Source organism: Rathayibacter sp. AY2B7 (assembly GCF_002931635.1).
Classification (GTDB): domain Bacteria; phylum Actinomycetota; class Actinomycetes; order Actinomycetales; family Microbacteriaceae; genus Rathayibacter.
In genome coordinates this window covers 1-21,465 of the sequence record NZ_PSUC01000032.1, presented here as the reverse complement: position 1 = coordinate 21,465, position 21,465 = coordinate 1, and the positions used below count along the sequence as shown (strand labels likewise).

Below are 21,465 nucleotides of genomic sequence, written 5' to 3'. Positions count from 1 at the left end.
GAGGTGAGCTACCTCGTGCTCGACGACGTGACGCTCGCCCAGCAGGCGCAGCAGCCCGCGAGCGACACGGTGCAGGAGACCCCGAGCGACTGGGCCGGATCCCTGCTGTCCTCGATCGCGGCGGGGGAAGTGGAGCGGCCCCGGCGCCCGCACCGAGGTGCTGGGCTCCGGGGCCGGTCCGGCGTGCCGAGACTACGCGGAGAAGCGCGGGAAGGCGGAGCGACCCGCGTAGGTCGCCGCACCTCCCAGGATCTCCTCGATGCGCAGCAGCTGGTTGTACTTCGCGACGCGGTCCGAGCGGGCCGGGGCGCCGGTCTTGATCTGGCCGCCGTCCACCGCGACCGCGAGGTCGGCGATGGTGGTGTCCTCGGTCTCGCCGGAGCGGTGCGAGAGGATCGCGGTCATGCCGTTGCGCTGGGCCAGGGCCACGGCGTCGAGCGTCTCGGTGAGCGTGCCGATCTGGTTCACCTTGACCAGGATCGAGTTGCCGGCCTTCTCGGCGATGCCGCGGGCGAGGCGCACCGGGTTGGTGACGTACAGGTCGTCTCCGACGAGCTGCACCTTGTCGCCGATGGCCGCGGTGAGGTGGGTCCAGCCGGCCCAGTCGTCCTCGTCCAGCGGGTCCTCGATCGAGACCAGCGGGTAGTTGGCGACGAGGTCGGCGTAGTAGGAGGAGAGCTCCTCGGCCGAGAGCTTCTTGCCCTCGAACGTGTAGGCGCCGTCCTCGTAGAACTCCGAGGAGGCGACGTCGAGCGCGAGCCCGATGTCCTTGCCGGGGGTGAAGCCGGCGGCCTCGACGGCCTTGAGGATGAAGTCGAGCGCCTCGCGGTTGGTGGGCAGGTCGGGGGCGAAGCCGCCCTCGTCGCCGAGGCCGGTGGCGAAGCCGGCCTTCTTCAGCTGCGCCTTGAGCGCGTGGTAGATCTCGACGCCCCAGCGCAGGCCCTCGGAGAAGGACTCGGCGCCGAGCGGGACGGCCATGAACTCCTGGATGTCGACGCCGGTGTCGGCGTGCGCACCGCCGTTGATGATGTTCATCAGCGGCACGGGCAGGGTGTGCGCGTTCGGGCCGCCGACGTAGCGGAACAGGTCGAGGTCCGACGACTGCGCGGCGGCCTTGGCCACGGCGAGGCTGACGCCGAGGATCGCGTTCGCGCCCAGGCGGGACTTGTTCTCGGTGCCGTCGAGCTCGATCAGCTCGGCGTCGACGAGGCGCTGGTCGGTGGCGTCGAAGCCCTCGATGGCCGGGCCGATCTCGTCGATGACGGCGTCGACGGCCTTCTGCACGCCCTTGCCGAGGTAGCGGTCGGAGTCGCCGTCGCGGAGCTCGTACGCCTCGAACGCGCCGGTGGAGGCGCCGGACGGGACGGCCGCTCGCGAGGACGCGCCGTCCTCGAGCAGGACCTCGACCTCGACCGTGGGGTTGCCACGGGAGTCCAGAATTTCTCGGGCGACGACTGCCTCGATAAGGGCCACAACTATCTCCTCTTGACGGGTGGGCTCCCGGAGACGGGAGCGGTCGGGAAGGAGTCTACTGACCGCCTCCGAAGCGCAGGAGACCGCGGCCGGTCGTAGACTCCCAGGGCCCGATCGCCGGACGGCCCGGGCGCACCCGCCGACCCGGAGGTTCCCCGTGACCACGACCGCCGCCGACCACGTCGACCGTCTCACCGCCGTCGTCCCGGACTTCCCGAGCCCGGGCATCCTGTTCCGCGACCTCACGCCGGTCTTCGGCGACGGCGAGGCCCTGCGGGCGGTGGCCGACGCGCTGATCGAGCCCTACCGCGGCCGGATCGACGCGATCGCGGGCGTGGAGGCGCGCGGCTTCCTGCTCGCCGCAGCGGCCGCCTACTCGGCCGGTCTCGGCGTCGTCACCATCCGCAAGCCCGGCAAGCTCCCGCGGGCCGTGCTGCGCGAGCAGGCGACCCTCGAGTACAGCGAGACGATGCTGGAGGTGCACGAGGACGCGGCGCCCCGCGGCGCGCGCCTGCTGCTGGTCGACGACGTGCTGGCGACCGGGGGCACGCTCGACGCGAGTTGCCGCCTGATCGAGCGCGCCGGGTGGAGCCTCGAGGGGATCGCGGTGGTCATGGAGCTCGACGGGCTCGGCGGCCGCGAGGTGCTGGCCGGCCACCGCGTCGACGCGATCGTCACCGTCTGACCCGGCCCCGTCGCTTCGCTCCCCCTGCCCTCCCCCTTCCCGCGAGACGCCACCCGGGTACGCGACGCGTCGGGCGAGCCCTCGTCGAGTGGCACTTCGCGGGGGAAGGGACGGAGTCAGGTGAGGGAGAGGGACATCCGGGAGAGGACGAAGGTCTCGAGCACCTGCACGAGCATGTAGAGCACGAGCGAGACGCCGGTCACGAGCACGACCGCCGACCAGACGTCCGCGAACCGGGCCTGGGCGGACCAGGCGTTGATCGCCCCGCCGATGCCCGCACCGGTGGAGAGCCACTCCGCGAGCAGCGCGCCCGTGATCGCTCCGGGCACCGAGATGCGGATCGCGGCGAAGAGCGAGGGCAGCGAGCCGGGGATGGCCACCTTGCGGATCGCGGTGAGGGTGCTGCCTCCGTAGACCGCGACCACGTCGAGCATCTGCGGGGAGGCGTTGTTGAGGCCGAAGGCGACCGTCACCAGCGCGGGGAACAGGACGACGATCCCGCCGATGACCGCGACCGAGGCGATCGAGCCGGTCCCGAAGACCAGGATGATCAGCGGCGCCATCGCGATCAGCGGCACCGAGCGCAGCAGCATCGCGAACGGCATCAGCGCGTGCTCGATGCCCTTCGACAGGCGGAACAGGATCGCGCCGAGGATCGCCACGACCAGGCCGGCCGCGAAGCCGATCAGTGCGTCGCCCATGGTCACGGCGAAGAGGCCGCCCAGCTCGGCGCGGTGCTCCGCGGCCTTCGCATCGGTCACCAGGTGCTGCCAGACGTCCCACGGGCCCTTGACCACGTAGGGCGAGACCCCGCTGAAGAGGACCACGCCGATCCAGATCGCCAGCACGATCACGATCGTCGACAGGGCGACGAGCAGGCTCTTGCGCAGGCTCCTGAGGGTCGCGCCGAGGGCGGCCGTGCGCAGCTGGCGCCGCAGCTCGTCGACCGCGAGGATCGACGTGGCCGTGGACTGCTCCGTGCGGTCGGGGACGGTGGTCGTCATGGTCATGCCCGCTTTCCGGAGGACCAGGGCGCGATGAGGCGCCCGATCAGTCCGACGATGCCGTAGCCGAGGAGCGCGACGCCCGCGCAGAGGAGGAAGAGCGCCCAGACGCGGGGCGAGTTCAGCGAGACCTGCGCCGCGACCAGGATCGGGCCCACGCCCGTCTCGATCTTGCCGAAGTACTCGCCGAGGATCGCGCCGAGGAAGGCCGCGGGCACCGCGATCTGCAGCGCCGACAGGATGTTGGGCAGCGCCGCGATCAGACGCACCTTGCGCAGCTGGGTGAAGCGCGAGCCCCCGTAGACCGTGACGACGTCGAGCGCCGCCTTGTCGGCCGCCTTCAGCCCGAGGAGGCTGCCGACGACCGTGGTGAAGAACACCGAGAGGCCGGCCAGGAAGATCGCCGTCGCGCTCGCCTTCCCGGGAGCGTCCGCACCACCGAGGATCAGCAGCACGATCGCTCCGATGGCGACGATCGGCACGCAGTAGGTGATGACCGCGAGCTGCGAGACGACCCCCTCCAGCCAGGGCAGGACCAGCACGAGCGCCGAGAGCACCAGCGCGAGGAGGTTGCCCCAGAAGTAGCCGACGGCCGCCTCGCCGATCGTGACGGAGAAGTTGCGCCAGTAGAAGCCGGCGCCGTCCTCCATCGCGGTCTGCACGACCTGCACGGGAGTGGGGACGGGCGCGTAGGTCGCGGCGCCGGTGGGGGCGGTGACGAGCGCCACGATCCACCAGACGGCGACGATCGCGGCGACGCCGATCAGCCCGGTGAGCCACGGAGGCAGGGACAGGGCGCGGCGCGGGGCCGCGGGGAGCGTGGTGGCCACGGTGCCTCCTAGACGCGGTCGTCCGCGGCCGCGCCGCCGTCGCCGAACAGCAGCTCGGAGGCCTGGTCGACGTAGGCGTGGAACTCGGGGGTGCGCTGCATCTCGGGGGTGCGCGGGCGGGGGAGGTCGATGTCGATGATCTCCTTCACCCGTCCCGGGCGCGGGCTCATCACCGCGACGCGGTCCGAGAGGAAGATCGCCTCCGAGATGCCGTGCGTGACGAGGAGCGTCGTGGCGGGCTTCTCGGTCCAGATCCGCAGCAGCTCGAGGTTGAGCTTCTGCCGCGTCATGTCGTCGAGGGCGCCGAACGGCTCGTCGAGCAGCAGGACCTCGGGCTTGAGGATCAGGCACCGCGCGATCGACACGCGCTGGCGCATGCCGCCCGAGAGCTGGGCCGGCTTGGCCTTCTCGAAGCCGCGGAGGCCGACGAGGTCGATCAGCTCGTCGATGTAGGACTGGTCGACGCTCTTGCCCGCGATCTCGAACGGCAGGCGGATGTTCGCCATGACGCTGCGCCACGGCAGGAGCGCGTGGTCCTGGAAGGCGATGCCGAGCTTGTTGTCGCGGCGCAGCTCCTGGGGAGTGCGGCCGTCGACCCGGATGGAGCCGGACGTCGGCTCCTCCAGTCCCGCGAGGATGCGCAGGATGGTCGACTTGCCGCACCCCGACGGGCCGAGCAGAGCGAGGAAGCTGCCCTGGTCGGTGTGGAGATCGGTGTCCTGCAGCGCCGCGACGCTGCGCGAGCCCATCCGGAACGTCTTCGACAGGCCGTGGATCTGGATGCCGGTGCCGCCGGCACCCTGGTCGCGCAGGGTGCCGGCGTCGGTCGTGTCGGTCACGAGTGGTGCCCTTCGTGGATCAGGATCAGGCCGCGTACTTCATCAGCTCGGGGTTCTCCTCGTAGACCTCGTCGAGGAGGGTCAGATCGAAGAGGTCCTCGGCCGTGACGTCGATCCCGGCGCCCGCGAGGGACGCGATGGTCTCGGACTGCAGCGTCTCGGAGATGGTGAAGAGGCCGTTCGAGACCGTCTCGTCCGAGACGACCAGCTCCTCGGCCTGGATGGTGGCGCCCTTCTTGGAGGACTCCTCGTTGAGGCCGAGGTCCTTGCCGTAGTTCTCGACGGCGAGCATCGCGCCCGCCTCCGGGTCGTTGACCGCGTCGGTCCAGCCCTTGATCTCGGCGACGAGGAACGCCTTCAGAGCGTCGCGCTTCTCGGCGATCGCCTGCTCCGACACCGAGAAGGTCTCGGCGACGAAGGGGAGGCCGTTGTCGGCGAAGGGCAGGTTGACGACCTCGTAGCCCTCGGCCGCGACCGTGATGGCCTCGTTCGTCAGGTAGGCGATGAAGCCGTCGACGGTGCCGTTGACGAGGACGGAGGGGTCGTACTCGACGGGGACGACCGTGAGGTCGGACTCGGAGAGGCCGTTCGCGGCGAGCAGCGCCTGGAACAGGGAGGTGTTCGAGGCCTGGACGCCGATCTTCTTCCCGGCGAGGTCGGCCGGAGTGGCGATGTTCCCGGCGGTCTTGATCGAGAGGACCGTGAAGGGGTTCTTCTGGTAGGTCGCGCCGATGATCTTGAGCGGGGCCTCCTGCTGGGCGATCGCGGTGCCGATCGAGACGGCGTCGCTGAGCGCGACGTCCGCGCTGCCCGAGAGGAGCTCGGCCACGCCCGTCGAGGGGCCGGGGGTGAGCGTCACTCCCGCCAGGCCGGCCTCGGTGAAGTAGCCCTTCGAGTCGGCGAAGAACTCGCCCGCGAACTCCTCGTTCTTGATCCAGGAGAGCTGGACCTTGAGGGTGCCGAGGTCGCCGCCGTCCGCGGCGGACGCGCCGGAGGAGTCGGAGGCGCAGGAGGCGAGGACGGAGGCGCCGCCGATCGCGAGGCCGGCGACACCCGCCAGGCGGAGGAGGCTGCGGCGGTCGAAGGCCGGGAGGGAGCGGAGGGGCGACAGGGTCAAGGGGACTCCTCGGGTGGGGATCGTCAGGGCTGCTGCGGTGCGGTGCGCGGGGTCGCGACGGGGTGCCCGTGCAGGCGCGCCAAGCCGCGCCGATCGGGTGCCTCGACGCTATCCGGGGGAGATTTCTCGGGTGTGTCCGCAGATTTCGCGGGTATTAAGGCTCTCACGGATCCGACAAGGATCCGACCAGATCGACATGATCCTCTGACGGATCGTCTGAGACCCTGTTCAGGCACTATGGGACGGCCCCGTCAGCACCCGGCCCCTCCCCCGGGCGCGGCTCAGCGCGGGCAGCCGGCGACACTCACCCGGCGCCGCCGGCGCGGATCAGCCGAGATCCTTGAAGGAGAGGTCGGCGGCGGAGGCGGCATCGCGCGGAACGAGAGCGAAGCGGGTGAAGCCCGCGGCGGCCGCGCGGTCCAGCAGCGGGGTGAGGTTCTTCGCCCGGCGCTCGAGGCGCACGCGCGAGCCCTGGGCGATCAGCTCCTGCTTGAGCGCGAGCAGCAGCTCGGGCGCCGCGTCGCGCTCGTGGACGAGGACGACGGCGTCGGGGCGCTCGACGACGGCATCGCCGATCAGCTCGACGATCCGCTCGAAGCCGATCGAGAAGCCGCAGGCCGGCACGTCCTGACCGAGGAAGCGGCCGATCATCCCGTCGTACCGCCCGCCTCCGCCGACCGAGGAGCCCGAGGACGGGTGCGCGATCTCGAAGATCGTGCCGGTGTAGTAGCCCATGCCCCGCACGAGCGTCGGGTCGAAGCGGAGCGAGACGCCGGCGGGCAGCGAGCGCAGCGACCGGGCCAGGGTCTCGAGCGCGAGCACCGCCTCCGGGTCGATACCCTCGGGCAGCACGTCGAGGATCGCGGACTGCTCGAGCGCCACTCCCCCGGCGGCGACCGCCTGCTCGATCCGCGCGAGGTAGCCCCCGAGGACCGCGGCCGCGTCCGGCCCGTCGGCCTCCAGCTCGGCGACGACTCCGGTGGCGCCGATCTTGTCGAGCTTGTCGATCGAGATCAGCGCCTGGCCGAAGCGCTCGGGGGCGAAGCCGCAGTGCTCGAGGATTCCGGTGAGGATGCGGCGGTCGTTGATCCGGATGGTGCAGTCCTGGAGGCCCAGGGCGTCGAGTGCCGCCGCGGTCGCCGTGATGAGCTCGACCTCGGCCAGCTGCCCGGGCTCGCCGATGATGTCGATGTCGCACTGCACGAACTGGCGGTACCGCCCCTTCTGCGGGCGCTCGGCGCGCCACACCGGCGCGATCTGCACCGACCGGAAGACGGCCGGCAGCTCGGCGCGGTGCGAGGCGTAGAAGCGGGCGAGCGGCACCGTGAGGTCGAAGCGCAGGCCGAGGTCGGCGAGGGCGGACGCGTCGTCGACCGCCGCCAGGTCGTCGCGGGTGAGCCCGCGGCGCAGGACGCTGAAGGCGAGCTTCTCGTTGTCGCCGCCGAGCCCGGAGTGGAGGCGGTCGAAGTCCTCGACCACGGGCGTCTCGATCTCGTCGAACCCGTGGGAGGCGTACACGCGGCGGATGACGCCGAGCGCGTGCTCGCGCTTCGCCTTGTCGGCGGGGAGGAAGTCGCGCATGCCGCGGGGCGGGGTGATCGGGGAGGCCATGACGGCGATTCTCCCAGATCGGCCGGGCCGGGCAGGCGGGCGCCTCAGTCCGCGCGCCGCTCCTGCTCCACCGCGCGGATCTCGTCCTGCAGGTCGCGCGTCGCCGTGCGGAGCGCACGCTCGGCGTCGAGCCCCTGGGCGCGGGCGGAGGCGACGATGGCCAGCAGCAGCGGGCCGAGATCCTCCTCCGACTCGATGGGCAGAGGGCCCTGGCCGGCGTCCACGACGCCCAGCGAGGTCGCCTTGCCGATCACCTTGTCGGCCAGCGCGAGGGCGGGCATGCCCTGCGGGATCCCGTCGAGCACGCTCGTGCGGTGCGGCTTCTCGGTGCGCTTGAGCTCGTCCCACACCGCGATGACGTCGTCGGCCGTCTCGGCCGTGGCGTCGCCGAACACGTGCGGGTGGCGGCCGACCATCTTGGCGTTCATGTGCGCCGCGACGTCCTCGATGGTGAAGGGCTCGGCGCTCTCGGCGGCCAGGTCGGCGTGGAAGAGCACCTGGTAGAGGACGTCGCCGAGCTCCTCGATCAGGTCGGCCCGGTCCCCCGCCTCGATGGCGTCGACGAGCTCGTGCGACTCCTCGATCAGGTAGCGCACGAGCGACTCGTGGGTCTGCTCGGCGTCCCACGGGCAGCCGCCCGGGGCGCGGAGGACGTGGACGGTGCGGATGAGCTCGTCGAGCCGGGGATGCGCGGTCACCCCGCCATCCTCGCATCCGGTCCGGCCGCCTCCGCGGACATCCGGGCGGCGCGAGCGCCCGAGAGCCTCAGGCCCGCGCGAGACGCCGCCGCGCGACGAGGAGGCAGCCGCCGGCGACGAGCGGCACTGCGGCGAGGAGCCCGGGTGACGCCGCGACGGACACCGCGGTCGAGGCGCTGACCAGTGCACCCGCCAGGTTCCAGAGGACCACCGCGACTCCCGCGCCGTCCCCGATCGGGAGCGGCACCGGGCTGAGCAGCTGCGGCGGCAGCGGACCCCGGGTCGCGTCCATCGCCCGCGCGGCGACGGCGGCGACGGCGGTCGCGGCGGACACCGGCACCGCCGCGCCCGGGAGCAGCAGCGAGGCGGCGAGGGCGCCGAGCATCGCGACTCCGACCGCGAGCACCAGAGGGAGGACGGCGTGCAGGAGGAGCAGCTCGAACGGGCCGGGGGCGAGGAGCGCCGGCTGTCCCGCTGTCGCGGCGGCGTGACGGAAGCCGTCGCTCCAGACGCCGGCGCCGAGGTAGGCGAGCACGCCCGCCGCGGCGGCCGGGAGCGCGAGGAGGGAGGACGGCACGACCGCGGCGAGCACGGCGGCGGCGCCGGCAACGGCCAGGAGGACGACCGCGACCGCCGAGCGACCGGGAGTGCGCAGCGCGCCGATCGCGTCGCGCACCGGCACCGCGAGGGCGAACGGGGAGAGGCGGACCGCTCGGAGCCCCCGCCCGATCGCCGGGAGGGCGCGGTACCCGTCGAGCGACTCGGCGAGGTCGCCCGTCGCTCCGAGCCGGGTGGTCGCCGACCACTGCCGGGCCTGGGCGAGGAGGCGAGGCCCGCGCGCGGCGTCGAGCAGCCGGGGCGCCGCGGCCAGGAGGACCGCGGCCGACGCGAGCAGCACGGTCGCGGCGCGCACCTCCTCCGCTCCGCTCACGGCTGAGGCGAGGAGGCCGCCCGGCGTGGGCGCACCGGGCAGGAGGGCCCCGAGGACCGCGAGGGAGGCGAGGAGGCCCGCCGCGAGCGCGGGGAGGCGCGAGGGCAGGCACTGACCGGCGAGCCAGGCGACGGCGAGGAGGCCGGCGAACGCGGCGCCGCCGGCGACGGCCGCGAGGAGCGGCGCGGCGGCGGCGAGGGCGAGGAGCGACGCGACGGCGGAGCAGCACGCCACGAGACCGGCCGACGCCCGGACCACGGGTCGGCGGAGCACCGACCAGCGGCGCAGATCGGTCGCGAGCAGCACGGCCGTGGTGTGCGGCTCGCCCACCGCGGGTCCGCGCACCCGGCCCAGGAGCACGGCGGCGGGCAGGGCGAGACCCGCGGCGAGGGCGATCAGCGGCTCCGGCGCGGCTCCCGCCTCGGCGGCGAGGAGTGCGAGGGCCCGGGCGACGGGGAGGACGACGACGAGGACGGTCATCGCGGCGAGGTAGCCCGCGTAGGCGCGCGGACTCGGCGGAGCCGCGGCGCGGTGCCGGTGCAGAGCCCGCACCTCGGCGACGCGGGCCCCCTCCGCGCGCGTCACGCCCGCTCCAGCTCGACGACCCGCGCGCCCAGACCCTCGATCAGCACAGGGCTGTGGGTCGCGACGACGAGCGCCCGGGACGCGGCTGCGCGCCGCAGGACCTCCGCGACCAGCGGCACCCGCTCGACGTCGAGCCGCTGCTCCGGCTCGTCGAGCAGCAGCACCGCGGAGGGACGGGCCAGCACGAGCGCGAGGGAGAACAGCTGCGTCTGCCCGGAGGAGAGCTCGTGCGGGAAGCGGCGGGCGAGCGGAGCGAGCGCGAGCGCGTCGAGACCTGCCGCGGCCTCGCGGCGGGCGTCGGCGACCGGCGCGCCCCACGAGACGGCGACCATCGCGAGGTGCTCCTCGAGGGTCAGGTCCCGCTCGAAGGGCGGGGTGCCGATCAGTGCGGCGACGGCGCGGCGGTGGGCGCCGGAGCGCTCCTCCGGGGCGCGCCCGGCCACCGCCACGACTCCCTCGCTCGGAGCGGTGAGGCCGGCGATCACCCGCAGGAGCGTGGTCTTGCCGGTGCCGTTGCGGCCCGTCACCGCGACGCGCTCCCCCGCCTCCACCTCGAGCGAGCACGGGGCGAGCAGGTCGACCCCCGAGGCGCGCACCGCGACCCCGCGGACGGCGACCAGCGGGCCGGCGAGCGGCCCCGGCTCGCGGGGACGTCGAGCGGCGAGGAGCGGCATGCCCTCCATCCTGCCAGTGGGCCCTCCCTCAGCGGCGACGGCCGCCGGAGCGGGACGGCGCGCCACCGGGGAGCGCCGCCCCGAGGACCTCAGACGGTGACCGGCTCCGGGAACAGCGCGTCCAGGAGCGACGCCACCCACTGGATGAGCGCCCGGTCGCCGAGCGGGACGCCGTCGAGCACGGGCATCGGCACGACGACCGCGTCTGCCTGCTGCAGGTACTTCGCGGTCGGGTACATCCGGCGCAGGCGCACCTGGATCGAGTCGGGCAGGTGAGCGGGAGCCACGCGGACGTTCGAGCCCATCGCGACCACGTCGCTGAGGCCCGCCTTCTGCGCGCGCATGCGCAGCCTCGACACCAGGATGAGGTTCTCGACCGCCTCGGGCAGCTCGCCGTAGCGGTCGGTCAGCTCCTCGACCACGAGGTCGATGCTCCCCTCCTTCGCCGTCGGCGACGACGCGGCTGACAGCTTCTGGTACGCCTCCAGGCGCAGCCGCTCGCTGTCGACGTACTCCTCCGGGATGCGCGCGTCGACGGGCAGCTCGAGCCGCAGCTCGGTCTGCCCCTCGGCGACCTCGCCGCGGAAGGTGTCGACGGCCTCGCCGATCATCCGCAGGTAGAGGTCGAAGCCCACGCCCTGGATGTGCCCGGACTGCTCGCCGCCGAGGAGGTTGCCCGCACCGCGGATCTCGAGGTCCTTCAGCGCGATCTGCATGCCGCCGCCGAGGTCCGAGTTGGCGGCCAGCGTCTGCAGCCGGTCGTGCGCGGTCTCGCTCAGCGGCTTCGTCTCGTCGTAGAGGAGGTAGGCGTAGGCGCGCTCGCGGCCGCGGCCGACCCGCCCGCGCAGCTGGTGCAGCTGCGAGAGACCGTACTTGTCGGCGCGGTCGACGATCAGCGTGTTGGCGTTCGGGATGTCGAGGCCGGTCTCGACGATCGTCGTCGACACCAGGACGTCGAACTTGCGCTCCCAGAAGTCGACGATGATCCGCTCGAGCTGCGACTCGCTGAGCTTGCCGTGCGCGACCGCGATCCGCGCCTCGGGCACCAGCTCGGCGAGCTGCGAGGCGACGCGGTTGATCGTCGAGACGCGGTTGTGCACGAAGAACACCTGGCCCTCGCGCAGGAGCTCCCGGCGGATCGCGGCCGACACCTGCTTCTCGGAGTAGGGACCGACGAAGGTGAGGATCGGGTGGCGCTCCTCCGGCGGGGTCGCGAGGGTCGACATCTCGCGGATGCCGGTCACCGCCATCTCGAGCGTGCGCGGGATGGGCGTGGCGCTCATCGAGAGGATGTCGACGTTCTTCTTCAGCGCCTTGAGCTTGTCCTTGTGCTCGACGCCGAAGCGCTGCTCCTCGTCGATCACGAGCAGGCCGAGGTCCTTGAAGACGATGTTGTCGCTGAGGAGCCGGTGGGTCGCGATGACCATGTCGACGGTGCCGTCGGCCAGGCCCTCGATCGTCTCCTTCGACTCCTTCGCGCTCTGGAACCGGCTGAGCGCCCGCAGGTGGACGGGGAAGCCGGCGAAGCGCTCCTGGAACGTCTCGAGGTGCTGGCGGACGAGCAGCGTGGTCGGCACGAGCATCGCGACCTGCTTCCCGTCCTGGATCGCCTTGAACGCGGCGCGCACGGCGACCTCGGTCTTGCCGAAGCCGACGTCGCCCGAGAGCAGGCGGTCCATCGGGATCGGCCGCTCCATATCGGCCTTGACCTCGTCGATGACGGTGAGCTGGTCGGGGGTCTCGGCGAACGGGAACGCCTCCTCCAGCTCGCGCTGCCAGGGGGTGTCCGGCGGGAACGCGTGCCCGCGGGAGGCCATCCGGGCGGAGTAGAGCTTCACGAGCTCGACCGCGATGTCGCGGACCGCGCGGCGGGCCTTGCTCTTGGCCTGCGCCCAGTCGCTCCCGCCCATCTTGCTCAGCGCTGGAGCCTCGCCGCCGACGTAGCGGGAGAGCAGGTCGAGCTGGTCGGTGGGGACGAGCAGCTTGTCGCCGGGGAAGCCGCGCTTGCTGGGGGCGTACTCGAGCACCAGGTACTCGCGGCGGGTCTTGATCGCATTGCGGCCCCCGCTGGAGACCTCGCGCTGAGAGAGCTCCACGAACCGGCCGATGCCGTGCGTGGCGTGCACCACGAAGTCGCCGGGCGTGAGCTGCAGCGGGTCGACGACGTTCTTGCGGCGCGACGCGAGCTTCTTCACCGCGCGGGAGTCGTAGCCGACGGTGCGGCCGTAGAACTCCGTGTCGGTGAGCAGGGCGAGCTTCGCCTCCTCCACCTCGAAGCCGTGATCGACGGAGGCCTGGACCACGTAGGCCAGGCCCGTCTCGAGCCCGGCGGGGAGGTCGGCGACGATGCGGGCGGCGACCTCGTGCTCGGCGAGGACCTGGTCGGTGCGCTCGACCGTGCCGGTGCCGGGCGCGGTCAGGACCACGGTCCAGCCGTCGGCCAGGCGCGCGCGGACGTGGGCGAGGGCGCCCTCGACGCTCGCTCCGAATCCGGGGACCGGCTCGCCCTCGACGCGGACGGCGAGGATCTCGTCGATCCCGAGCTCCTCCGGCAGCACCTCGGCCTCGCCCGCGGCGGGGCCCTGGCGGAACGTGCTCATCGTCCACCACGGGTGGTCGGGAGCGTCGGCGCCCGGGGCGCTGAGCTTCACGGAGTCGCGGAGCGCGCCGAGCGAGATGAACTCGCCCGAGGCGAGGTCGATGGGGGCCTCGGCGCCGGCGGTCGCCGCGCTCCAGGCCGCCTGCAGGAACTCGCGGTTCGTCTCGGCGAGGCTGATCGCCCGCGTCGCCACGCGCTCGGGGGCGAGGACCGCGACGGCCGCCCCCTCGGGCAGGTAGTGCGAGATCGGGACCAGCCGCTCGAGCAGCGCGGGGGCGAGCGACTCCATGCCCTCGACTGGGATGCCCTCGGCGATCTTCGCGAGCATCGCCGACAGGCTCGGGAACTCGTGCAGCATCTCGCGGGCCCGCTGCCTCACCGCGGGCACCAGCAGCAGCTCGCGGCTCGGCGGGAGGACCACCGAGTCGGCCTCGCCCGGGAGCGAGCGCTGATCGGCCACGGAGAAGCCGCGGATGGAGTCGACCTCGTCGCCGAAGAAGTCCACTCGGCTCGGATGCTCGGCCACCGCGGGGAAGACGTCGAGGATGCCGCCGCGCACGGCGAACTCGCCGCGGCGCGTGACCATGTCGACCCGGGCGTAGGCCAGGTCGACCAGCTCGGCCGAGATGCGGCCGAGGTCGTAGCCGCGGGCGCCCTTCACGAGTCGGATCGGCTCGATGTCGGCGAGGTTGTCGGCGACCGGCTGCAGCGCCGCGCGCACGGAGGCGACCACCACGAGGGGCCGCTCGCCGGACCACTGCTTCATCCGCCGCAGCGCGTCCAGGCGCCGCCCCACGATCTCGGCGCTCGGGCTGAGGCGCTCGTGCGGCAGCGTCTCCCAGGCCGGGAACTCGACCACGTCCGCGTCCGGCAGCATGCAGCCGAGGGAGGCGCGCACGTTCTCGGAGTCGCGGCCCGTGGCCGTGACCACCAGCGCCGCCTGCGGGCGTCCCGCCTCCGCGCGCCTCTCGATCAGGCCCGCGAGCAGGGGGACCCGGAGGCCGTCGGCCACCGAGAAGTCGGCGTCCCGCACCGCGTACGCGAGAGCATCGTCGAACGTGGAGGCGCGCGACAGCGCCGAGATGATCTCGTTGAGGGGCACGGGTCCAGTTTACGGCCGCCCCGCGGGCCGACCGCCGAGGGAACCCCGAACCGTCGAGGGAGCCCGGGGCTGCGGTCTCCCTCGCCGTCCGGGGTCCCCTCGGCGAAGGGCGGGTCAGGCGCTGGTGTGGAACTTCAGCTGGGCGGCGGAGAGGCCGGAGTCGGCGATGAGCTCGACGGCGTCGGCGGCGTCCGAGACCAGGATCGGGAGCGCCTCGCGCTCCGGGCCGGCGAAGTCCTTCAGCACGAAGTCGGCGGCCTGCTGGCGGCCAGGCGGGCGGCCGATGCCGACCCGCACGCGCAGGAACTCGGCTCCTCCGGTCGCCGCGAGGATGTCGCGGATGCCGTTGTGCCCTCCGTGACCGCCGCCCTGCTTGAGGCGCAGGGTGTCGAAGGGGATGTCGAGCTCGTCGTGCACGACGATCAGGTGCGCCGGGTCGACCGAGTAGAAGTCGAGCAGCTGCGCCGTCGGCCCGCCGGAGAGGTTCATGAAGCTGTTGGGCTTGCCCAGCACGAGCTTCGGCCCGCCCGGGCGGAGGAAGCCCTCGGCGACCACGGCGTTGGCGCGGTTGTGCCGGCGGAACGAGCCGCCGATCCGCGTCGCGAGCTCGTCGAGCACCATCTGGCCGACGTTGTGCCGGTTGCGCGCGTACTGCGCACCCGGGTTGCCCAGTCCGACGACCAGCCAGGTGTCACCCATGTCGTTCCTCTTCCTCGGGGGCGGCGGAGGGACTCCCCCGCCGGACGCGGAACGGGCCCGCCGCGGCTGCGAGCGGGCCCGTTCCCGGGGTGGTGCGGACTACTCCGCGGTCTCGGCGACGACGTCGCCCGAGGCCGGGGTCTCGTCGTCCTCGCCCAGGTCCTGCTCGACCTCGGCGGTGACGTTGACGATGAGCACCTCGGCGTCGGTGACCAGCGTGGCGCCCTCGGGGAGCGTGACGTCGGCGGCGGTGATCTGCGTGCCGGCCTCGAGGCCCTCGACGGAGACGACGATGTTCTGCGGGATGCGCGTGGCGTCGACCTCGAGCGAGAGGGTGTTCGACTCGATCGAGACGAGGGTGCCGGGAGCGGCGTCGCCCTCGACGTGCACGGGGATGTCCACCTCGACCTTCTCGCCCTTGTTGATGACGACGAGGTCGATGTGCTCGATGATCTGGCGCACCGGGTCGCGCTGGATGTCCTTCACCAGCGTCGTCTGCGCGGCGCCCTCGATGTCGAGCTCGAGGATCGCGTTCGCCTTGCGGGTGAGCAGGAGCACCTGGTGGCCCGGGAGGGTGAGGTGCTGGGGCTCGGTGCCGTGGCCGTAGAGGACCGCGGGGATCTTGTCCTGCGCGCGGATCTTGCGGGCGGCGCCCTTGCCGAACGAGGTGCGGACCTCGACGACGACCTTGTTGGTCAGTTCAGCCATGATGTTCTCCTTGGGCGGCGCGCACGCCACCGGATCGGGTCGTGGCCTGCGGCCACGGACGGTTTGTCGACTCGAACGCATGTCAGCGTGAGGAGAAGTCCGTGGCGCCCCGTGGGGGCCTCGCCTGCTTCCACCGCGTCGATCACGGATGCACGTGCATCCCTCGCCGAAGTTCAGCTGCCGATCCTACCCGGCATCGCGGCCGCCCGCCAGCAGTCGGTCGCGCCGCCGGACTCGGAGCCGGACGTCCAGGCGGACCGCCTACCGTGCGGGTATGACGAGCGACGACTTCGGCTCCTACGTCGAGAAGAACGGCTTCCACCGCGACACGAACTACATCCCGACGCGGATCACCGCCGACGGCCGCGACGGGTACCCGGTGGAGGCCGGGCGCTACCGCCTCGTCGTCTCCCGCGCCTGCCCGTGGGCGAACCGCGCCGTGATCGTGCGGCGCCTGCTCGGGCTCGAGGACGCCCTCTCGATGGGCATCTGCGGGCCCACCCACGACAAGCGCAGCTGGACCTTCGACCTCGACCCGGGCGGGGTCGACCCGGTGCTGGGCATCCCCCGCCTCCAGGACGCGTTCTTCGCCCGCTTCCCCGACTACCCGCGCGGGATCACCGTCCCGGCCCTCGTGGACATCCCGAGCGGCCAGGTCGTCACCAACGACTACCCGGTGATGACGCTCGACTTCTCCACCGAGTGGACCGCGTTCCACCGCGACGGCGCCCCCGACCTCTACCCCGAGGAGCACCGCGAGGAGATCGACGAGATCGCCGAGCTGGTCTTCCACGACGTGAACAACGGCGTCTACAAGTGCGGCTTCGCCGGCTCGCAGCGCTCCTACGAGCGGGCCTACGACCGCCTCTGGGCGCGGCTGGACTGGCTGGAGGAGCGGCTGAGCACCCGCCGCTACCTGGTCGGCGACACCATCACCGAGGCGGACGTGCGGCTCTTCACGACGCTCGCCCGCTTCGACGCCGTCTACTACAGCCACTTCAAGGCCAACCGGAACCTGCTGTCGGCGATGCCCGCGCTCTGGGGCTACGCCCGCGACCTGTTCGCCACTCCGGGGTTCGGCGACACGATCGACTTCACCCACATCAAGTCGCACTACTACGAGGTGCAGCGGGACATCAATCCGACCGGCGTCGTCCCCAAGGGCCCGGACCTCTCCGGCTGGCTCGTCCCCTCGCGCCGCGAGGAGCTCGGCGGCCGCCCGTTCGGCGACGGCACTCCCCCGCCGCCGCCGATCCCGTCGGAGCGCGTCCCCCTCGGCCACGGCGCCTGACCGGTTCCGGTCGCGGTCGTCGCGGCGCGCGCAAGACCGTGCGCGCGCCGCACGACCGATGTGCAGCCGGGAGACGGCTCGGACCCGGGCTCCCGGGAGCGACCCGGGGCTAGCCTGGGCTCGCCCCTGAACGCGAACGTCGAGGAGAACCGTGTCTGACAAGCCCACCGCCACAGCCAACATCGGAGTCGTCGGTCTGGCGGTGATGGGCTCGAACCTCGCCCGCAACCTCGCCAGCCGCGAGGGCAACACGGTCGCGGTGTTCAACCGCTCCTACGGCCGCACCGAGACCCTCATCACGGAGCACCCGGAGGCGGGCTTCGTCGCCTCCGAGACCATCGAGGACTTCGCCGCCTCGCTCGCCACCCCGCGCACCGCGATCATCATGGTCCAGGCCGGCCGCGGCACCGACGCCGTGATCGAGCAGCTGACGAAGGTCTTCGAGCCCGGCGACATCATCGTCGACGGCGGCAACGCGCTCTTCACCGACACCATCCGCCGCGAGAAGGCCGTCCGCGAGACCGGCATCCACTTCGTCGGCACCGGCATCTCCGGCGGCGAGGAGGGCGCGCTCAAGGGCCCGTCGATCATGCCCGGCGGCTCGGTCGAGTCCTACAGGACCCTCGGCCCGATCCTCTCGTCGATCGCCGCGGTCGCCGAGGGCGAGCCCTGCGTCACCCACATCGGCACCGACGGCGCCGGCCACTTCGTCAAGATGATCCACAACGGCATCGAGTACGCCGACATGCAGCTCATCGCCGAGGCGTACGACCTGCTCCGCACCGTCGGCGGACACGAGCCCGCCGCCATCGCCGAGGTCTTCGACGCCTGGAACAAGGGCGACCTCGAGTCGTACCTCATCGAGATCACCGCCGAGGTGCTCCGCCAGGTCGACGCCGACACCGGCAATCCCTTCATCGACGTCGTCCTCGACCAGGCCGGCTCGAAGGGCACCGGCGTCTGGACCGTGCAGAACGCGCTCGACCTCGGCGTCCCCGTCGGCGGCATCGCCGAGGCCGTCTTCGCCCGCGCCGTGTCCTCCCACCCGGAGCAGCGCGAGGCCGTGCAGGCCCGCGTCACCTCGCGCCCGACCCCGGTCGAGAAGTACGAGGGCTTCGAGGACGACGTGCGCGCCGCGCTCTACGCCTCCAAGGTGGTCGCCTACTCGCAGGGCTTCGACGCGATCATCGCCGGAGCCGAGAAGTACGGCTGGGAGATCGACAAGGGAGCGGTCGCCAAGATCTGGCGCGCGGGCTGCATCATCCGCGCCCAGTTCCTCAACCGCATCGTCGACGCCTACGACGAGAACGCCGGCATCACGACCCTCCTCGAGGACCCGTACTTCGCCGAGGCCGTCGCCAACGGCGAGGCCGCCTGGCGCCGCATCGTCTCGACCGCCGCGCTCTCGGGCGTGCCGATCCCCGGCTTCGGCGCCGCGCTGTCGTACTACGACTCGCTCGCCTCCAAGCGCCTCCCGGCCGCTCTCGTGCAGGGCCAGCGCGACTTCTTCGGAGCGCACACCTACAAGCGCGTCGACAAGGAGGGCACCTTCCACACGCTGTGGTCGGGTGACCGCACCGAGGTCGAGCAGGACCCCTCCACGCACTGACCCGCGTCGCACGGAAAGGCGCCCCCGCCTGCAGGATCCTCGGATCCTCGGGCGGGGGCGCCTTCCGCGTTGGGGAGGGAGCTCCCCCGTCGTCAGCGGAGCCAGGCGGTGGCGTCCGGCGGGAGCAGGCGGCCCGTCACCGGGACGCTCGCGAGCAGCAGCTCGCCCTCGGGCAGCTCGACCGGCTCCGCTCCCAGGTTCGTCACCGAGCGCCAGCCGTTCGGGCGGCTGAAGTCGACGACGTCGGCCGCGTCCCCCCGCCACTCCAGGTGCTCCTCCGTCTGCAGCCCGTGCCGGAGCGCCAGCGCCCGGCGGTAGAGCGCGAGCGTCGAGCACTCCGACAGCTCCTCCGCCTCCACGGAGGAGTCGGCGAACCACGCGGGCTGGGGCAGGTGCGCGCCGCCCGGACCGAAGCCCAGCGAGGGCCCGGTGGACTCCCACGGCAGCGGGACGCGGCAGCCGTCGCGGCCGACGTCGACGCCGCCGCTGCGGAAGAAGGTCGGATCCTGCCGGTCGGCGTCGGGGATCCCGGCGACCTCGTGCAGTCCCAGCTCCTCGCCCTGGTACAGGTAGGCGGAGCCGGGCAGGGCCAGCAGGAGCAGGGTCGCGGCGCGGGCGCGTCGCAGGCCCTTCTCGCGGTCGAGGACCGGCTCCGCTCCTCCGCTCAGCAGCCACTGCTTCGCCGGGGCGGTGTCGGCGGCGCCGCGGGGCGGCAGTCCATAGCGCGTCGCGTGCCGGACCACGTCGTGGTTCGAGAGCACCCACGTGGTCGACGAGCCGGACTCCGCGGCGAGCTCGAGGTTGAAGGTGATCAGCCGGCGGAACTCCTCCGCGTCGAGGTCGGCCTCGAGCAGGTCGAAGTTGAACGCCTGGCCGAGCCCCTCTGGGCTCGCGTAGCGGGCGCGGCGCGAGGCGTCGACCCACGCCTCCGCCACAGCGGTGCGGGGCGGGTCGTAGGAGTCGAAGAGGGCGCGCCATTCGGCGTAGACCTCGTGCACCTCGTCGCGGTCCCAGAACGGGTGCGATCCGTCCGTGCGCTGCCCCTCGATCTGGGCCGCGGAGGCGAGCGGGGGCGTCAGGTCCTTGACCAGGGAGTGCGCCACGTCGATCCGGAAGCCGTCCACGCCGCGGTCGGCCCAGAAGGCGAGGGTGCGGAGGAAGTCGTCGCGGATCTCGCGGTTCGCCCAGTTCCAGTCGGGCTGCTCCCGGGCGAACAGGTGCAGGTACCACTGGCCGTCGCCGACCGGCTCCCAGGCCGATCCGCCGAAGACGGACTCCCAGTCGCTCGGCGGCTCGGAGCCGTCGGCGCCGAGCCCGTCGCGGAACACGTAGCGCTCGCGCTCGGGCGAGCCTTTCGGGGAGGCGAGCGCCTCCTGGAACCAGGGGTGCAGGTCCGAGGAGTGGTTGGGGACGATGTCGACCACGACCCGGATCCCCGCGTCGTGCAGGCGGGCCGTCATCTCGTCGAACTCGGCGAGCGTGCCGATCCGCGGGTCGACATCGCGGTAGTCGGCCACGTCGTACCCGCCGTCGGCGAGCGCCGACGGGTAGAACGGGCTGAGCCACACCGCGTCGATCCCGAGCTCCCGCAGATACGGGATCCGCTCGATGATCCCCGCGAGATCGCCTATCCCGTCCCCGTTCGCGTCCGCGAAGCTCCGCGGGTAGATCTGGTACACCGCCGCCTGCCGCCACCACTGGGCATCCTCGGTCGTGCCGCTCCTGCTGAGTACCGTGTCCGTCACGGGTGTCCTTCCGTTCGTCGTGGTCTGTGGTGTGGTTCTTGCTGATGGGTCAGCCGTCGCGTTCATGCTGATCGAGTAGCCCGCTCAGCGGGCGTATCGAGATCCACCTCCGCCAGGGCTGCTGCTCCGAGGCCGCGTGTCCGGTCACGGTGGGTCTCGATACGCCCCTCCGGGGCTACTCGACCAGCATGTTCGGGGCCGGGGTGGGTCTCGATACGCCCCTCCGGGGCTACTCGACCAGCATGTTCGGGGCAGGCTCGTGCGCAGCACGGCACCCTCGCCTCCCGGAGTCGAGCCCGCGGGTCTCGGGGTGGTCGTCTGCAAGGCGGAGGAGGGAGGCGTAGCGGAGCTACGGCGACCGACGACAACGCCGCAGACGGCCGCCCCGAGACCCGCGGGCCTATTTGATGGCGCCTTGGGTGACGCCGGACATCACCCACCGCTGCGTGAACAGGTAGACGATGATCGCCGGTGCCATGGCCATCAGGTAGGACGCGAAAGCGACGTTGTAGTCGTTGCTGAACTGGGTCTGGAAGATCTTCTGGAGCACCGGGAGCGTCTGGAGCGTCGGGTCCGAGGTGATCAGCGACGGCATCATGAAGTCGTTCCAGGAGGCGAGGAAGGCGAAGATGCCGACGGTCGCGCTCATCGGTGCCAGCAGGGGGAACACCAGCCGCCAGAAGACCTGGTTGGTGGTCGCTCCGTCGAGGCGGGCGCTCTCCTCCAGTTCTTCGGGGAGGGAGCGGAGGAATGCTGTGAACAGCATCACGCTGAACGAGAGCTGGAACATGATGTGCAGGATCGCGACGCCGATCGGGTTGTCGAGTCCGGCGAGGCCGGTGAGGGACACCTGCGAGAGAGCGAGCACCGGGAACGGCAGGAACATCGCCGCGAGCAGGTAGAAGAACGACCAGCGGTAGAAGCGGCGGTGCCAGTTGCGGGAGATGGCGTAGGCGGCGAGAGCGGCGAAGACGATGGTGCCGCCGACCGTGATGGCCGAGACGAGGACCGAGATCGCGAAGCCGCGTGGGAAGTCGGTGAGGTTCCAGGCCTGCACGAAGCCGTCGACCGAGAAGGGCGCCGGCAGCGAGAAGGCGTTCCCGTCGACCGCCTGGGCGGTGGTCTTGAAGGCCATCGTCACCGTCACCCAGAGGGGTGCGATCACCGAGAGGGCGCAGACCACGACGAACGGAAGGACACCCGTGACGGACACGGTACTCAGCAGGAGCGGCACGACCGAGGATGCCCAGTGGTGGCGGCAGGCG

General features: G+C 72.2%; 17 protein-coding genes. 3 read left to right on the top strand and 14 right to left on the bottom strand.

Features of this window, described 5'->3' with window-relative positions; genetic code table 11:
- Positions 1-192 precede the first annotated feature (192 nt).
- On the bottom strand, positions 193-1,473 hold the full coding sequence (gene eno, locus C5C27_RS07665; RefSeq protein WP_104222361.1) for a phosphopyruvate hydratase: 1,281 nt from the start codon (positions 1,471-1,473) through the stop codon (positions 193-195).
- Between the two features lie 157 nt (positions 1,474-1,630).
- On the opposite strand from eno, the gene C5C27_RS07660 reads away from it, so the two are divergent.
- A complete protein-coding gene (locus C5C27_RS07660) occupies positions 1,631-2,158 on the top strand; it encodes an adenine phosphoribosyltransferase (protein ID WP_104314043.1) in 528 nt (175 codons plus the stop codon).
- Between the two features lie 116 nt (positions 2,159-2,274).
- Here the strand turns inward: C5C27_RS07660 and C5C27_RS07655 are convergent, their stop codons facing one another.
- From C5C27_RS07655 to C5C27_RS07605, 11 genes are all read right to left on the bottom strand, one after another.
- Positions 2,275-3,168, bottom strand: a complete 894-nt coding sequence (locus tag C5C27_RS07655) for an ABC transporter permease (RefSeq protein WP_104314042.1) — start codon at positions 3,166-3,168, stop codon at positions 2,275-2,277.
- The gene (locus tag C5C27_RS07650; RefSeq protein WP_244229606.1) at positions 3,165-3,992 is read right to left on the bottom strand and encodes an ABC transporter permease; all 828 of its coding nucleotides are present in this window, start codon (positions 3,990-3,992) and stop codon (positions 3,165-3,167) included. The genes C5C27_RS07655 and C5C27_RS07650 overlap by 4 nt, the downstream gene beginning before the upstream one ends.
- 8 nt (positions 3,993-4,000) lie before the next feature.
- The gene (locus tag C5C27_RS07645; RefSeq protein ID WP_104222373.1) at positions 4,001-4,741 is read right to left on the bottom strand and encodes an ABC transporter ATP-binding protein; all 741 of its coding nucleotides are present in this window, start codon (positions 4,739-4,741) and stop codon (positions 4,001-4,003) included.
- Between the two features lie 115 nt (positions 4,742-4,856).
- Positions 4,857-5,948 (bottom strand): ABC transporter substrate-binding protein, encoded by a 1,092-nt coding sequence (locus C5C27_RS07640; protein WP_258059873.1) that lies wholly within the window; start codon positions 5,946-5,948, stop codon positions 4,857-4,859.
- A 327-nt stretch (positions 5,949-6,275) separates the two neighbouring features.
- Entirely contained in the window at positions 6,276-7,559 is a 1,284-nt protein-coding gene (gene hisS / locus C5C27_RS07635) for a histidine--tRNA ligase (protein ID WP_104314041.1), read from the bottom strand.
- Between the two features lie 44 nt (positions 7,560-7,603).
- A complete protein-coding gene (locus C5C27_RS07630; protein ID WP_104239002.1) occupies positions 7,604-8,257 on the bottom strand; it encodes a MazG family protein in 654 nt (217 codons plus the stop codon).
- Between the two features lie 67 nt (positions 8,258-8,324).
- A complete protein-coding gene (locus tag C5C27_RS07625; protein WP_104314040.1) occupies positions 8,325-9,773 on the bottom strand; it encodes a hypothetical protein in 1,449 nt (482 codons plus the stop codon).
- On the bottom strand, positions 9,770-10,447 hold the full coding sequence (locus tag C5C27_RS07620) for an ATP-binding cassette domain-containing protein (protein ID WP_104314039.1): 678 nt from the start codon (positions 10,445-10,447) through the stop codon (positions 9,770-9,772). Before C5C27_RS07620 ends, C5C27_RS07625 begins: the two co-directional genes overlap by 4 nt.
- Before the next feature lie 89 nt (positions 10,448-10,536).
- Positions 10,537-14,148 carry a transcription-repair coupling factor gene (gene mfd, locus C5C27_RS07615; RefSeq protein WP_104256566.1) on the bottom strand — a complete coding sequence of 1,204 codons (3,612 nt, stop codon included), beginning with the start codon at positions 14,146-14,148 and terminating at the stop codon, positions 10,537-10,539.
- Between the two features lie 114 nt (positions 14,149-14,262).
- Positions 14,263-14,847, bottom strand: a complete 585-nt coding sequence (gene pth / locus C5C27_RS07610) for an aminoacyl-tRNA hydrolase (RefSeq protein ID WP_104233681.1) — start codon at positions 14,845-14,847, stop codon at positions 14,263-14,265.
- A 99-nt stretch (positions 14,848-14,946) separates the two neighbouring features.
- Complete coding sequence (locus C5C27_RS07605; protein WP_104238997.1) at positions 14,947-15,555, bottom strand: 50S ribosomal protein L25/general stress protein Ctc; 609 nt, start codon at positions 15,553-15,555, stop codon at positions 14,947-14,949.
- A 274-nt stretch (positions 15,556-15,829) separates the two neighbouring features.
- On the opposite strand from C5C27_RS07605, the gene C5C27_RS07600 reads away from it, so the two are divergent.
- Positions 15,830-16,846, top strand: a complete 1,017-nt coding sequence (locus C5C27_RS07600) for a glutathione S-transferase family protein (protein WP_104233683.1) — start codon at positions 15,830-15,832, stop codon at positions 16,844-16,846.
- A 151-nt stretch (positions 16,847-16,997) separates the two neighbouring features.
- Positions 16,998-18,455, top strand: coding sequence for an NADP-dependent phosphogluconate dehydrogenase (gene gndA, locus C5C27_RS07595; protein WP_104233684.1), 1,458 nt, complete (start codon positions 16,998-17,000; stop codon positions 18,453-18,455).
- A gap of 92 nt (positions 18,456-18,547) precedes the next feature.
- Here the strand turns inward: gndA and C5C27_RS07590 are convergent, their stop codons facing one another.
- Positions 18,548-20,266, bottom strand: coding sequence for an alpha-amylase family glycosyl hydrolase (locus C5C27_RS07590; protein WP_104314038.1), 1,719 nt, complete (start codon positions 20,264-20,266; stop codon positions 18,548-18,550).
- A 334-nt stretch (positions 20,267-20,600) separates the two neighbouring features.
- Entirely contained in the window at positions 20,601-21,434 is an 834-nt protein-coding gene (locus C5C27_RS07585) for a carbohydrate ABC transporter permease (protein WP_258066549.1), read from the bottom strand.
- Between the last annotated feature and the right edge of the window lie 31 nt (positions 21,435-21,465).